This is a genomic window from Pseudoxanthomonas sp. 134C1, from assembly GCF_057773065.1.
In genome coordinates, this window is the sequence record NZ_JBYMTH010000004.1 from 143,116 (window position 1) to 157,348 (window position 14,233).

Sequence of the window (14,233 nt, forward strand, 5' to 3'; positions counted from 1 at the left end):
CATATGCCGAACCAGGCCGGTCGGGGAGTGAAGCCATGAACGACGGCTATTTCAAGTTTGTCCACGATGGAAGGGAAATCGAGTTCGTCTTTTCCAGTCTGGATGACCACATCGCCAAGTCGATCATCGAACGCAAAGCCTTCTACGAGGAGGAGATGCTGCTTTCCCTGGCGGCATTCCTTTCGCCGGGTGACCTGGTCGTGGACGCCGGCGCGAACATCGGGAATCATTCCATATTCTTCGCGAAATTCGCGGGTTGTCGCGTTCTGGCTTTTGAACCGGTCGATGCCACGTTCAGTCTTCTGAGGAAGAACGTCGCCCTCAACGACGTACAGCACCTGGTGAACACAAGGAAGTCGGGACTTGGCAGAACCAGTGCGAAAGCCAGCATTGCGTCATTCGATCCGGCCAATATCGGTGGCACCAGCCTGGCCCTTGGCTCGGATGGCGAGATCGACATCGTCGCGATTGACGAACTGAATCTCGATGAGAAAGTCGCCCTCATCAAAGTTGATGTCGAGGGAATGGACCTGGATGTCCTGCAGGGAGCCCGGGAAACTTTGCTCAGGGACCGGCCATGGGTGGTCTGCGAGGCTGCGACGGCTGCCCAGCGCATGGCCATTTCCACTTTCATGGCGGATGTAGGGTATCTGGCAACGGCCTGCTACAACGCAACGGATACCTATCTGTTCCTTCCTGCACGGACGGAGCAAGAGAAACAGAGCCTGACGGAGCATGGTTTCGAAGAGATCATCTTGCTGCAACGAGAAACCAGGAGACTGCAGGGCGAAATCAGGAGGTCCGACAGGTATTCGGAACGCCTGAACCGGGAAAGCAGGCAGCATTTCGATGCTCAAAGAGCGGATGTCGTAAAGGAACTGAAAGATCTGCAAATGGCTAGTGAGAATGAGCTAAGGGATGAGCTGCGGGGCCTCACGGCTGATGCGGCGGACGCGCGTAAGGAGTTCATGACGGCGATCACCGAGGTGGCCGATTCGTTCCATTCGCTGCTGGAACAACAGGCGTTGGGGCTGACCAGGCAAAATGACGCATGGATGGAGCGGGTTGCGACTCACTTCGAGACCCACGCGAGAAGCCTGCAGGGTCTGAACGAACAACTGTTGGAAAGCCAATCAAGGGTATCGGAACTCCAGATGCGCCTGGATGCCGATTCGCGGGAACTCGCGGATGCAAGGAATGTTTCCATCGCGCAGAACAAGCAACTGGAAACCGCGAAGGCGACCCTCGCCGGGCTCACGCAAAAGCTGGATGGAGCCATCAAGCAGAAGGTTGCTGGAGAGCAGGCCATCGGCCGGTTGTCTTCGGCGCTGGGACGCGCGATCCATGCACTCGAAGCGCAGGAGGTGCTGGCGAACTCGCTTTCGCTGCAGCTTGGCAACAGCCTGTTGCGCGCGGCCACCTCGCCATCCAAGGCGGTCAAGTTGCCGGGTACGCTACTGCGCCTGATGCGGGAGGCACGCGCCAGGCGCGCCGGCTCGCCTCCCCATCAAGTTGTTGATGTCGGTTACAGATCGCCGATTGGAGCACTCCGCTCGGAGGCATTGGGCTATCTGGAGAGTGATTCCCTGCAAAGGGAACCAGGGACCGCGGGTGGCCCATCCGCAGGTGCTCAATCGATGGCCACGAACGGCTTGGACGCCAACGTGCGTACGGCGCGGTTGCCATCCCTGCCAAAGACATTGTCGGAAATACGAATGGCCGTGGTGATGGACGAGTTCACCTACTCGTCCTATCGGCACTGCTGCGACGTGCTCCAGCTGACTCCATCGAACTGGAAGGAAGAGCTGGAGGATCATTCTCCGGATCTTCTGTTCATCGAATCCGCATGGCGCGGAAAGGACGATGCCTGGAAGGGCAAGATAAGCCATTGCTCGGATGAGCTGAGGGGCGTCATCGACTGGTGCCGGATCAGAAGAATCCCCACCGTCTTCTGGAACAAGGAAGATCCCGTCCATTTCGAGGGATTCATCGCCACGGCAAGCCGCTTTGATCATGTATTCACGACCGATATCGATTGTATTTCACGGTACAAAGCGAATCTCGGCCATGATCGTGTCTATCTGCTGCCGTTCGCGTGCCAGCCGGCGACACACAATCCGGTCGAGCAATATGAGAGGCAGGACGCGTTCTGTTTCGCAGGTGCCTACTACGCCAGATTTCCCGAGCGCCAGAGGGACCTGGATACATTCATCGAAGCGCTTCGGGACGAAACCGAAGTACATATCTACGACCGGAATCATGGCAAGGATGACCCGGCTTACAGATTCCCGGAAAGCTACCAGCCCCTGATCAAGGGGGGATTGGCATTTGATGAGATTGACCGGGCGTACAAGGGGTATCGCTACAACATCAATCTGAACTCCGTGAAACAGTCCCAGTCGATGTTCGCGCGTCGCGTGTTCGATCTGCTGGGTTGCAATACGGCCACCATCAGCAATTTCTCCCTCGGCCTCAGGCTGATGTTCGGCGACCTCGTGTTCACCACCGACAGCGGCGAACAGATGTTGAAGCGCCTGACTCCGCTCTTGAACGATGATCTCGCATACAGGCGATTCCGCCTCTCTGGACTGCGCAAGATCATGATGGAGCATACCTACCAGCATCGGCTCGAGTACGTCCTTTCCAAGGTCGGCGAACACCATCCTGCCGTCGAGAGGCCGCTCGCCGTGATGGTGGCCAAAGTTTCATCCCAAGTCGAGGTGAAGCAGGCGCACACCGCATTCCTCAGGCAATCCTGGTCCGAGAAGCATCTGGTGCTCGTCGTTTCCGGTGGGCTCCGTGTCGGCGACCTGCCACGTGCCTCCGACATCTCCATACTTGGCCATGAGTCCTGCGACAAGGTGATTCCTGCGCGGAAGTGGCCAGGTGCCATGCTGGCGGGAATATCGCTTGCGGATTCGCATGGCGAGCACTACCTGACCGACATGATGCTGGCCATCGCATACGCGGACACGAGGGCGATCGGAAAAGGTACCTATTTCGAATCGATGGAGTCCGGTGTAGGGCTGAGCAACGAAGGCCGGCAGTACAGCTATCTCGATACCATGGATATCCGCTGCTCGATCCTCGCGAGCGAAATGGTCGAGGGTGATCTCAGGAGCTTCGTCGACTCCATCGAGCAAGGCATCTATCGAGGCCGAGCTCTTTCCGTCGATGAGTTCCATTACCTTCGCGGGGCTTCGACAAACGACCTGGCCGGTGTCGTGTGCCTGCCCGAGATAGACGCGGGTATACCTCTGACGGAGATACTCCGGCAGGCCGAGGAGATTCCTGCGGCGGCGTTTCAGCCGGATATCGCGCTCCCGCGCATTGACGGCGAGCGACTTGCCCAGCTGTTCGGCGATCATGGCAACGGTGCCGTGACCGCTCAATTCGAGCCCGAAGCGGGTATCCGGGTAGCCTCGACCCTGCCGCACGACAAGCATCTATATCTGTATTCCCAGCCGCTCCCGCTTGACTGGTGGTCTCACGAGGAACTCCGGTTCAACCTGGACGTGAGTACGAACGTCGCGATGGAACTGGCAGTGGTCTTTCTGGGGAGGGACGGCGGGCGAACCGGGATGCAGATGGCGGCGGTGGGACGCAATCATACGGTGGCCGTGCCGCCGGGCTCCGAAGCAGTACGATTCGGGCTGCGTGTGAAGGGAGCGGGAGACGGCGTGATCCGGGCCCTCTACATGGAACACCTGCCGGCGGACATCGGCGCGATGGTGGTCCGGCGGAAAGCGCTGGTGCTTACCAATCACTATCCGTCCTATGACAATCTCTACCGGAACGGTTTCGTCCATCGACGCGTCGTTGGCTATCGTGATCTGGGATTGGACGTGGACGTGGTCTGCCTGTCGGAGAAGCAGGCCATGTCCCACGAGTTCGAAGGCGTGGATGTCAGGTATGCTGACAAGGAGATGCTCCGATCCCTGCTTGACTCCGGAGAGGTGGAGTCTGTCCTCGTACACTTCCTTGACGATGCGATGTGGTCGGTCCTCAGGGACTTCGTCGACCAGGTGAGGGTCATCGTCTGGATCCATGGTGCCGAGGTGCAGCCATGGCATCGGCGCGAATTCAATTACAGGACCGAAGATCAACGCGAGAAGGCTATCGTCGCGAGTGATTTGCGCATGAACCTCTGGAAAGATGTTTTCTCCGAGACCAGCCCGCTCCTGAGTTTCGTGTTCGTGTCCCAGTATTTCGCCAATGAGGTGATGGAGGACGTCGGGATAAAGCTGGATGCGTCCCGCTACGAGATCATTCATAACTATATCGACGAAGAGCTCTTCTCTTACGAGAAAAAGGATCCGGAACAGCGATACAAGGTGCTGAGCATCCGTCCGTTCGCGTCAGCCAAGTACGCGAATGATCTTTCGGTCAATGCGATCGTCGAGTTGAGCAAACATCCCATCTTCGAACGTATGAGCTTCCACATACTCGGGGACGGTGCATTGTTCGATGAAATCCTCCAGCCCCTGCTCGAGATGAGGAACGTGCGCATCGAACGCAGGTTCCTGAGCCAGGGAGAGATCGCGGAACTCCACAAGCAGTACGGTCTCTTCCTTTCTCCCACCCGGATGGATTCTCAGGGCGTGTCCCGCGACGAGGCAATGGCCTCGGGCCTGGTTCCGGTGACCAATGCGGTGACCGCCATTCCCGAGTTCGTCGACGAGACTTGCGGGATCCTTGCGCCGGGAGAGGACTGGAACGCCATGGCGCAGGGGATCCTTCGGATAGCTCAGGACCCGGCGCAGTTCGAGCAGCTGTCGTCGAATGCAGCCAGGCGGGTTCGCAGCCAGAGTGGCTTTGATTCCACCATTCGACGAGAAGTGGCACTGATTTCGTTGCACCGATAGATGCCCGGCTGTCCGGTTTCAGGGCCAACGGGTATCCTTCCATCCATCATGTTTTCAGGAGATTGAAATGAAACTTCGCGTCATGTTGTTCGCGGCGGCCGCCCTGGTGCTGGTCGCGTGCGGCGAGAAAAAATCCGAACAGAGCCAGGCCGCTACGCCGGCTCCCGACGCTGCGGGTACGCCCTCCGCGACCAGTCCGGTTGCGGGAGCGGACTTCACCCTGATGGGCGGCTACGTGCCGACCTTTGAAACACGCCTGCGCTCGAAGCGGGATGAACCGCTTGCTGATGGACGTTTCCGCCACGTCGTCATCGTCGAGTACAACGTTGCCGACGACGCCATCGGTGATTTGTTGGCAGCTGATCTGAAGGCTCGCGGACTCGGTGTAAAGGATCCCGTTGAGCGGAACGGAGCGATTCGGTACGTCGCGCAGAATTCAAAGGTGGGGCGTTTGACCGCAGACATCAACAAGGAACCGGCGCTCAAGCTGCCCCCGCAGGCACAAGGTACGATCTATTTCGTATGGGAAGACGTGGCGAAGGAGCAGTAAGGCATGCGCGCCGCAGACAGCACTGGTCAGACCGACAACTTCTATGCATTGTTGCTGGTGGTCATCGGCGGCGCGCTGATCTCACTGTTCTACTTCACGGGCCTGTTCGGTTCTGACGATTTGGCATACATCAATGGCGCTGCCGGCTTCGGCCAGGCGCCATACTACGCATTGCTGGGTGCTGCGCGGTATACGATTTCGGTACCGCTGCGCGTCATGCTGGAACTTTCCGGGAATGAGCCCCAGCGAGCGGCATTCGGCTTCGTTGTCGTTTTCATAGCGCTTGCCCTGGCCGTATATTTCCTGGCCGGGAAAATCTATGACAAGCGCGTGGCATTGTTGTCTTCCGTTCTCGTGGTTGTGAATCCGGTCTTGTTCTTCTTCGCTGGTGCCGTTCTGCCGGACAATATGCTGTCGATACTGTTCGTGGCCGCGGTGCTGCTGTTTGCATGCTGGTACCAATGCGTCCGCTCCAATCCTTCGTCTGGCGGGTGGAGTCTTTTCCTTGCCTCCACTTTCGCGGCATTGTGTTATGTGACGAAGGAAGCCGCACTCGCTTTCTTCTTGCCCGTCGCGGTTTACGCGCTGTGGACGATTCGCAGGCTGCCATTGCCACTTGCCGCTAGACATCTGGGTTGGGGGCTTGGAGGAACGGTCTGCGTCTTGCTGGGAGATCTGCTGCTTTCGTATGGAATCTTTGGTGATCCGCTGATCCGATTCACCGTTGCCAAGAACATGAACGTCGTCGAAGAGGCAGCGAAGTTCATGTCATACCAGGGAAGCACGCCGGTGGAGCGGTTCCACTATGCCTATGGACAGTTCAAGGCATTGTGGCCGGCGGTTCCCATCTACCTGGCGTCGATCCTGTTTCTGGTCTGGCAGCATCGTTCTGTTTCTCGATTCGTTTGCTCGGTGGATGGCATCGTATCCCTGTCCGCGGTGTGGGTGATGTTGTTCCTGACGTTCGGAACCATTTCCCTGCATGAGTATGTTGGCATTCCGATCCAGGTCCGCTATTACGCGCCAGCTGCCGTACTATTCTGCGTCGTGCTCGCGCGTGCTGTATCACCTTGGCTGGCATCCACCACGATCTGGCGCGCAGCGGCTATGGTGCTGTTGACGGCATTGATGATCCACCAGGTCACATTTCCCGCCGAACGGGCGGGCGACATCTATCGCGCGCGCGAATTCCGGGCGTTCCAGGCTGCCGTGTCGAATGCCCAGGAACAATTCCCGGGAGTACCTGTCTACGCCGGCGACTACTTCTCATTCCGTGCGCTTGGTTATGGGCCTCACCATGGCGTGAGCCCGGTGAAGGGCAACCTGCATGGAGGCAGCGAGGCGATCATCATCTACAACCCTGCCGAAGCAGCAAAGCATGCGGATGCATGGCCTTTGCGGTGCATTTCGACTGCCGATGCGGGCGTCACGGATATTACGTCCAAGGTGGCCCCGCGAATGGCTCGAACCAGGATGGACGGTGTTGAGGCGGAACTGGGCTTTTTCGACTGGAGCATGACGGAAACCAAGCCCAGGGTTCTGGTGGTCATGGTTGAGCGGGATGGCCGCTGCAGATCAGACTGATGAGCGGAACAGCTGACGCGATGCGGCCTTCCCTGCAGATGCCCAGCTATAGGCCATGGGCAAAGGATGAGCCTCGCAGTTGGCTATCGCTGCAGGACTTCGTGGATGCGGGCAAGCACTCGGCGGGTCTTCATGTCATCCAGACATCCGGCTGCCCCATAGAGCTGATTGTCCACGGCGAGGAATCCAGTTTCGAGCCAGATGGGGTATTGCCGGTCTTTTTTGCCGGCGCGGTAAGTGGAAGGAGCGACAAGATACCCCCTTTCTTCTCGGGCCTTTCGGTGGCCAGGCAATTGGGGAAGCCTTGCATCTGTGTCGCGGATCCCACCTTGTCGCTGGCCCGGGACCTGGCGCTGGGATGGTATGCAGGCAATCAGTGGCAGCGATTGCAGGACGAGCTGACGGATGTCCTGAGGCATCTGTCGGGTTCCTTCGGCATGGAGTTGCTCCTGGTGGGAGGCGGAGGAGGGGGCTTTGCCGCACTCAACTTTGGCATGCGACTGGGTGACAGGGCGTCGACGCTGGTGTGGAATCCGCAGACGGATTTCTTCAAGTATTCAAGACCAGCTCTTGATGCTTACCTGAAGGTCGCGTTTCCCGATCTTGTCGATGAGAAGGGGGCGGACGCCGTGTCGGCACAATCACTCGCGGAGAGGGGTGTTCGTGCGTCGGTAACTGCCTCTGAAGGAGCATCCGGACCAAGGCGGATGCTCTACCTCCAGAATGCCGGCGATTCGCAGGCAAGGACCCATACGGCGCCATTCATCGCAGGACATGGACTTGCACCCGTCGAATCGGACCTGTACGTGGCCGGCAATGGCCACCAGGCCATCTTCTTCGGCAATTGGGGAAGAGGGCCTGCCACTCCTCCCGCCGATTTGATCAAGGCGTTGGTCTGGGCAATGTGCGATCGGGATTTCATGCCCGCCCGATTGTTCGAGTCCCCTGCCTCGGAGCAGGTCATCGCGGTCAGAAAGCCGGAGAAGGCTCCTTTCAATGCTGTGCGGGCACCCGTGGCATCACTTGGTGTTGACGTCGTGCCTGCGCACGGAGGCATCGTCGTTTCGGCCGCGCCCGCGGTGGATGCCGACTACCCGGGGGCGAGCTACGCGTTCTATGCCTACAGCCGTGGCGAGCGGGTCGGGACGCGTTGGTACACCACGAGCAGGCAGGCGTACTTCAGGGCCGAAGGACACCAGCCGGTGGACAGGATCGTGGCCTTCATGCGGGACGGCCTGGACCAACTGGCCGCCACCGCGGAGTTGGCCTTCAAAGCCGTGGAAGACGATGGCAAGCGTATTTTCATCTTCGGGAGTTGTGTCTCGAGGGACGCCTTCGTCGGCGACATGAAGCCTTACGATTACCTTGCCCGCTCGTCGATAGCGAGCGCGTTCGGTCATCCTTGCGATGTCGGCCTGGCAGAGGCCGACCTTGGTGGCATCACCAGCGAGTTCCAGCGAAGAATGGTCGCGGCCGATCTGCGGCGCAGCGCGGTCACGGCGTTGGCATCAACCGAATACGACTATCTTTTGCTGGACCTCATTGACGAACGCTTTGAACTGGCCGAGTTCGGGAACTGTTTCATAACGGTATCCTCGGAACTGCTCAGGTCGGGGATTCAACTTCCTCCACGGGCGGAGCGGGTGTCACCGACAGATCCAAGGAGGATGAAATGCTGGCGTGAAGGGTTCAGGCGTCTGGTACGGATAGTAGGGGAAGAACGAATCATCCTGAACCGGGTATTCTGGGCCACGCATGACGAGAGCGGCGCGGAGCTTCCCAAGCAGGCCGAGATTCAAGCGGCGAACATCCATTTGGCGCGGATGTACGGCTTCATCGACTCTTTCGAGGGCATCAGGGCGATCGACTATCCCGCGGCGCTCTTGGTTTCAGATAGCGCACACAGATGGGGAGTCTCGCCGTTTCATTTTGTTCCCGAACTCTATCTGCATACCCTAAAATCGATCGCAGGATTGGGCCTGACTTCGTCGGCCCCCGCGATGCCCTGAACGCTTTCCCTGGTGAATCGAATGAAAAAGGTAATGGTTGTGTTTGGTACGAGACCGGAAGCCATCAAGATGGCGCCGGTCGTGGAAGCGCTCCGCGCCGCGGACGGGATTCAGACGATTGTGGTGGCCACCGCGCAGCACCGGCAGATGTTGGACCAGGTGCTTGAACTGTTTGGAATCGTGCCTGATGAAGATCTCAATGTCATGAAGCCCGGCCAGAATCTCGCGGACTTGACCGCGCGGGTCCTGACAGGCATGTCGGAAGTCATCGCAAGGCACACCCCTGATCTCGTGCTGGTCCATGGCGACACCAGTACCACGCTGGCGACGTCGCTTGCTGCCTACTATCATCGGACGCCTCTGGCGCACGTCGAGGCCGGATTGAGAACCGGGAACGTCTACTCGCCTTGGCCGGAAGAAGCCAACCGGCGGTTGACCGCCCCGCTTTCGACCCTGCATTTCGCACCGACCGATGAGTCCCGCCGCAACCTGCTGGCTGAAGGTATCGCCGAGGCCTCGATTCATGTGACCGGTAATACCGTCATCGATGCCCTGCTGGCCGTGGTGAACAAGATCGAAGCGGATGCTGGGCTGGGCTCGGAACTAGCGCTGCGTTTCCCGTTTATCTCGCCGGACAAGCGGCTGGTGCTGGTGACGGGTCATCGGCGCGAGAACTTCGGCGAGGGATTTGAACAGATATGCCAGGCGCTCAAGGAAATTGCCTCGCGCGGCGACGTCCAGGTCGTTTATCCGGTGCATTTGAATCCGAACGTGCAAGGGCCGGTTAATCGCATCCTTGGCGGGGTGGCGGGCGTACACCTGATCGAGCCGTTGGACTACCTGCCATTCGTCTATCTGATGTCGCGCGCGCATGTGATCATCACCGATTCCGGCGGCGTCCAGGAAGAAGCGCCGTCTCTGGGTAAGCCCGTGCTGGTGATGCGGGATACCACCGAGCGGCCAGAGGCGATCCAGGCGGGTACGGTTCTACTGGTGGGGACTGACAGCCGCCGTATCGTCGAGGAGGCCAACCGACTGTTGGATGACGAACAGGCCTACGAGGCGATGTCGCGTGCCCACAATCCCTACGGAGATGGTCAGGCCGCTGCGCGGATCGTCGAGGTGGTACGTTCTTCGCATGCCTGAGCATTGCTCAGCGGCTGCGGTAGGCACTCGTCTGCTCGGCGAATGCCTCCCAGGTCAGGGCAGTTCTGCGCTCGTAGAGAAGTTTGCCTTGATGGGGTCTCTGTGCCGTTCTTGAAAAGTTCACGTCTTGCAGAACGAATGGGCGACGAGCGAACATTTTCAAGCCATAGAAGGGCAGCAATCCCAGAAAGCTCTTCCACTGCGAAGGATATCGGGTGCATCTGAAGATGCACTTGATTCGAGAAAAGAGTCCAAGCGGCAAGCCGGACGATGGCCCGTTCTCCGCCAGGGGCGCAAGAACGCGGAACCAAGGGCCGGACAGGCCGGCGCCATGATAGAGCGAGAACTGCCTGAGGCGGGCTTTCCCGCCGTGAGAGGCAGCGGCCGCCGCGAGTTGGGTGGCATCGTGATCCTGGTGCCCACCCTCCCATGCGGGAACCAGTACTTCGATCGCCTCGGGCAATGTTTCAAGCAGTTCGCGGAGCGCGGGTACCACCTGCTCGAGCCGGAGATGGAGTTCTCCGTCCGGAATCTCCAGGCGTTCACCGATGAAATGCATTGCTTCCGGCGGGACGCCTATCGTCCGCAGCACCGCCGCGCTTTCCGCGCGCCTCCTGTCGATGTCCTGGCCGCCCCAACCACCATTGGTGAGCCAGCAGCAATGAACGTTCCTGCGTTCGCGACATGCCGCTTCAAGCCAGGGAAACACCGCAAACTCATCGTCCGGATGTGCCATGACGACGACCAGGGGAAGGTCAGAATGCATCGAAGTCCAACTGACCGAACAGGATGGCGTCACGTGGGGGGGCCGACACGCCGGATTGCAGTGGTTTGAAGATGAGATTCAACGGACTGGCACGAAATCGGTCAGGGATGTCGAACCAGCGAAGGCCTTTCACCTTCATCGTTTCGGGAATCAGACCAAGTTGCAGATGGATGCGCGCGGGAGGCGAGGGCAGGCTCTCCGACAGCGGCGCCTCCAGCATGGGTTCCGCCCAGGCGGCGATACCCGCCCGCCCGGTGGCTGTGCATGCCGCAATCCGTTGTCCGGAACGGACAAGCTGATAGGGCCGGGCCGGACTGCCCAAGCGCCAGGAAAGCGCATCCCGCCGCCACAGGCGATGAAAGAGCGCCTGCTGACGAAGACTGCCGGTATCGTCGACCATCGGGAGAGGGCCGATACCAACCTTTGCGTCCAAGGGGGTCAGTAGGTCGAAGCCGAGCTTCCTGATGAAGCCGGGCGTCGAATTGGCGTTCGCCACGCCATAAATGGCATCAAAGCCATGGGACGCGGCATGTTGATAGGTGGCGTCCGCCAAACGCGTGAACAGACCCTTTCCCTGGAAAGCGGGTGCAGTAGCGGTATTGAGGGACAACAGCAGTCTGGCGGGATTTCCATTGAGTACGGCATCGACAGGCACGCAGACATAATGCGCCGCGAGCGCATCTCCCTCCCATGCATCGAATCCGACCACCGTTCCCGCGGGATTGTCGCGATACAGCCAGGAGAGGTAAGCGGTATTCAGGTGACTGGCCCCGGGAAAACACTCCGTGAAGAGCGCTTCGTACTTCGCCAGCATGATCGGACTGGTTTCTGTTGGCCTCAGCTCCACGATGTGCCTCCGTTTCGCCTGGCATCCCGCCACCTGGAAAGGCGCAGGTGTATGGGACGCTTGGGCAGATTCGATGTGTCGTATGCAAGGAAAGCCAGCAAGAATTGCAGACTCGCCACGATGCAGACGGTCGCGATCATGATGGTGCCTATGGGCGTTCCCACTCCCGCCTGGGCGGAATGCCACCAATGCAGGCCGCCATAGATGACGCCAAAGCCAAGCAACAGCATGGAGGCCGTCAGTTCGAGCGTGGCAATCGGCATGTCGCGAAGAAAATAGTTGTACAGGATTCTCTTGAACGCGTTGCGAACGTGCTTGACGAGGAATTCCCCGAGGATCTTCGAGATCTTCAGGTTGCTTACCTCATCTCCATAGCGAGCGTCCATGGGGATATCCAGGACGACCGCCCTCAGGGTATTCAAACGGAAGAGAATGTCGGTTTCAAAGAAGTAGCGCGTGCTTATGGAATCCAGCGGCAATCTTGCGGCGACCGAAGAGTGGATCGCGGTATAGCCATTGGTGGGATCGAAGACATCCCAATATCCGGTGGATGCTTTTGCCATGAACGACAAGCCAAGGTTCCCGATGCGACGGATCAGCGGCATGTCCCGGATCTTGCTCAGATCGAAGAACCTGTTTCCTTTCGTGTAGTCCGCTTCACCTTCGAGTATGGGGAGGGCGAAACTCATGATCAGCTTCGGGTCCATCTGGCCGTCGCCATCCACCTTGACGATGACGGTGGCGCCTTCCTCGACGGCACGTCGGTAGCCGTTCATCACCGCGCCTCCCACTCCGAGATTCGTGGTGTTCCGGAGTACATGGACCCGTGGGTCATCGACGGACGCAACGATGAAATCGCCGCTGCCATCAGGGCAGCAGTCATCCACGCAGTAGATGCGATCGATTTCGGGGCCGATGGCGGCGATGACCTCCCTGATATGGCGCGTTACCCTGAAACAGGGGATCACGACCGCTATTCCCGAAGTCCACTCCGGCGTCGACGCGGATTCCGTCCTAGTCAGGGGCATCTTTCTACACTTTCCAATGGCACATGTCGGGTCACCGTGCGCCGCGGCCCGGCACAGGCATGGTCCGCGATGGGATGGCGGGGAACAAGCTATCATACCGCCCTTGTTGCCGGGCCGACCTGCAAGCGGTCCGGTCGTTGGGCAGCCCGGTTTTCATTCCACCGCCTCAGGATTCAGCTGTGAGCAGACTAGATAGCGCTTTGACCCCTTCGACGCTTTTGCTGATTCTGGGGACGGTTGGCTTGTTGTCGTTCGGGCAGGTGCTTTTCAAGCATGCGTCCGTCAATGTCAACCTGATGGACCCGCGTACATTCTTGTCGCCGGTCCTGATTGGGGCCATAGCAATCTACGGTGTCGCGACCCTTTCCTGGCTGGCGGTGCTTGCGAGAGTTCCACTTTCGCTCGCCTTTCCTTTCTACGGTCTGGGTTTTGTGCTGGTCCCCGTCTTTGCGCGCCTGTTCCTGAATGAACCGCTGAGGTGGCAGGTGCTGGTGGGTGGGGCGATCATCCTCCTGGGAGTGAGCATTACCTCATGGAGGGGGAATTGATGGGCCCGGCATGTCCATGCTGCGGGGCTGCGCTGCAGGTCGGGTTGCGGTCGTGGCATCTGCGATGCGTGGCTTGTTCCTATGAAGGCTCGTCCTTGTCGCCGCGGATCGTGGAGCAGGCGGGTGATATTGATGAAGAGGCGCGCGAGCATGGGTTGTCGCCCTTGCGGCAGACGAACTTCAGACTGCTGTCACAGCGGCTTGGCGGACTCCGGCACTGGGATGATTTGAAGGCCGATGGCGGCCCCAGCCTGCTTGATGTTGGTTGTGCGCATGGCTGGTTCCTGCAGGCGAACGAGCAAACCTTCCGTACGTTCGGCATCGAACCCGATCCCATTGTCGCGGCGGCGACCAGGAAGCGCGGGCTGCCTGTCCGGGAAGGTTTTTTCCCGGCGGCGCTGCAGCAGGACGAGAGGTTCGACGTCATCGTTTTCAATGACGTCCTCGAACATATTCCGGACATTGACTCGACACTTGCCGCTTGCCACAGCCATTTGGGGGCGGATGGCTATGTCGTGGTGAATGCACCATCGCGCACGGGATTCCTGTACAGACTGTCGAAGATGATGCTCCGCTGCGGTATGGGGGGCGCGTTCGATCGCTTGTGGCAACTCGGCCTCCCCTCGCCACATGTCCATTATCTCGATACACCAAGCATGCAGCGACTGGCCGAGAAAAATGGCTTCAAGTTGGAATCCAGGATGTCATTGCCATCGGTGACCGCCGATGGCCTGTATGAGCGCATCCATTGTTCGAACGATATCTCGGCGATGAAAGCGGCTTTCATCACTGCCGGAATGATGCTGGCGATTCCCTTTCTCAAGATGCTGCCCTCCGACATCGAGGTCTGGTTTCTGAGAAAGCACTGAGCGCTGGAATGAAGAAGGGCC

At 59.1% G+C, this 14,233-nt stretch carries 10 protein-coding genes; 7 read left to right on the forward strand and 3 right to left on the reverse strand.

Annotated elements, in window-relative coordinates; all coding sequences use genetic code 11:
• Nucleotides 1-35 precede the first annotated feature (35 nt).
• The 5 genes from AC3DEZ_RS09935 (at nucleotide 36) to wecB (ending at nucleotide 10,154) form a co-directional block, all read left to right on the forward strand.
• Nucleotides 36-4,865, forward strand: coding sequence for an FkbM family methyltransferase (locus tag AC3DEZ_RS09935; RefSeq protein WP_488388063.1), 4,830 nt, complete (start codon nucleotides 36-38; stop codon nucleotides 4,863-4,865).
• A 67-nt stretch (nucleotides 4,866-4,932) separates the two neighbouring features.
• Nucleotides 4,933-5,415 carry a hypothetical protein gene (locus AC3DEZ_RS09940; RefSeq protein WP_488388064.1) on the forward strand — a complete coding sequence of 161 codons (483 nt, stop codon included), beginning with the start codon at nucleotides 4,933-4,935 and terminating at the stop codon, nucleotides 5,413-5,415.
• Nucleotides 5,416-5,418: 3 nt separating this feature from the next.
• Nucleotides 5,419-6,999, forward strand: a complete 1,581-nt coding sequence (locus AC3DEZ_RS09945; RefSeq protein WP_488388065.1) for an ArnT family glycosyltransferase — start codon at nucleotides 5,419-5,421, stop codon at nucleotides 6,997-6,999.
• Nucleotides 6,999-9,008 carry a DUF6270 domain-containing protein gene (locus AC3DEZ_RS09950; RefSeq protein WP_488388066.1) on the forward strand — a complete coding sequence of 670 codons (2,010 nt, stop codon included), beginning with the start codon at nucleotides 6,999-7,001 and terminating at the stop codon, nucleotides 9,006-9,008. Before AC3DEZ_RS09945 ends, AC3DEZ_RS09950 begins: the two co-directional genes overlap by 1 nt.
• 21 nt (nucleotides 9,009-9,029) lie before the next feature.
• Nucleotides 9,030-10,154, forward strand: a complete 1,125-nt coding sequence (gene wecB, locus AC3DEZ_RS09955) for a non-hydrolyzing UDP-N-acetylglucosamine 2-epimerase (RefSeq protein WP_488388067.1) — start codon at nucleotides 9,030-9,032, stop codon at nucleotides 10,152-10,154.
• 7 nt (nucleotides 10,155-10,161) lie between these two features.
• Here wecB and AC3DEZ_RS09960 read toward each other — a convergent pair whose 3' ends face one another.
• From AC3DEZ_RS09960 to AC3DEZ_RS09970, 3 genes are read right to left on the reverse strand one after another with little or no spacing between them, the layout of a single operon-like run.
• Nucleotides 10,162-10,920, reverse strand: a complete 759-nt coding sequence (locus AC3DEZ_RS09960) for a PIG-L deacetylase family protein (RefSeq protein WP_488388068.1) — start codon at nucleotides 10,918-10,920, stop codon at nucleotides 10,162-10,164.
• The gene (locus AC3DEZ_RS09965; RefSeq protein ID WP_488388069.1) at nucleotides 10,910-11,734 is read right to left on the reverse strand and encodes a GNAT family N-acetyltransferase; all 825 of its coding nucleotides are present in this window, start codon (nucleotides 11,732-11,734) and stop codon (nucleotides 10,910-10,912) included. Before AC3DEZ_RS09965 ends, AC3DEZ_RS09960 begins: the two co-directional genes overlap by 11 nt.
• Before the next feature lie 23 nt (nucleotides 11,735-11,757).
• On the reverse strand, nucleotides 11,758-12,735 hold the full coding sequence (locus AC3DEZ_RS09970; RefSeq protein WP_488388070.1) for a glycosyltransferase family 2 protein: 978 nt from the start codon (nucleotides 12,733-12,735) through the stop codon (nucleotides 11,758-11,760).
• A 239-nt stretch (nucleotides 12,736-12,974) separates the two neighbouring features.
• On the opposite strand from AC3DEZ_RS09970, the gene AC3DEZ_RS09975 reads away from it, so the two are divergent.
• Complete coding sequence (locus AC3DEZ_RS09975; protein ID WP_447103357.1) at nucleotides 12,975-13,343, forward strand: EamA family transporter; 369 nt, start codon at nucleotides 12,975-12,977, stop codon at nucleotides 13,341-13,343.
• A 95-nt stretch (nucleotides 13,344-13,438) separates the two neighbouring features.
• Entirely contained in the window at nucleotides 13,439-14,212 is a 774-nt protein-coding gene (locus tag AC3DEZ_RS09980; RefSeq protein ID WP_488388071.1) for a class I SAM-dependent methyltransferase, read from the forward strand.
• The last annotated feature ends 21 nt before the right edge of the window (nucleotides 14,213-14,233 follow it).

Excerpts from the sequence above, each read along its gene's own strand:
- AC3DEZ_RS09965 (WP_488388069.1), bottom strand. The coding sequence starts at position 11,734 with ATGCTGGCGAAGTACGAAGCGCTCTTCACGGAGTGTTTTCCCGGGGCC.
- AC3DEZ_RS09940 (WP_488388064.1), top strand. The coding sequence starts at position 4,933 with ATGAAACTTCGCGTCATGTTGTTCGCGGCGGCCGCCCTGGTGCTGGTC.
- AC3DEZ_RS09950 (WP_488388066.1), top strand. The coding sequence starts at position 6,999 with ATGAGCGGAACAGCTGACGCGATGCGGCCTTCCCTGCAGATGCCCAGC.
- AC3DEZ_RS09945 (WP_488388065.1), top strand. The coding sequence starts at position 5,419 with ATGCGCGCCGCAGACAGCACTGGTCAGACCGACAACTTCTATGCATTG.
- AC3DEZ_RS09935 (WP_488388063.1), top strand. The coding sequence starts at position 36 with ATGAACGACGGCTATTTCAAGTTTGTCCACGATGGAAGGGAAATCGAG.
- AC3DEZ_RS09960 (WP_488388068.1), bottom strand. The coding sequence starts at position 10,920 with ATGCATTCTGACCTTCCCCTGGTCGTCGTCATGGCACATCCGGACGAT.
- wecB (WP_488388067.1), top strand. The coding sequence starts at position 9,030 with ATGAAAAAGGTAATGGTTGTGTTTGGTACGAGACCGGAAGCCATCAAG.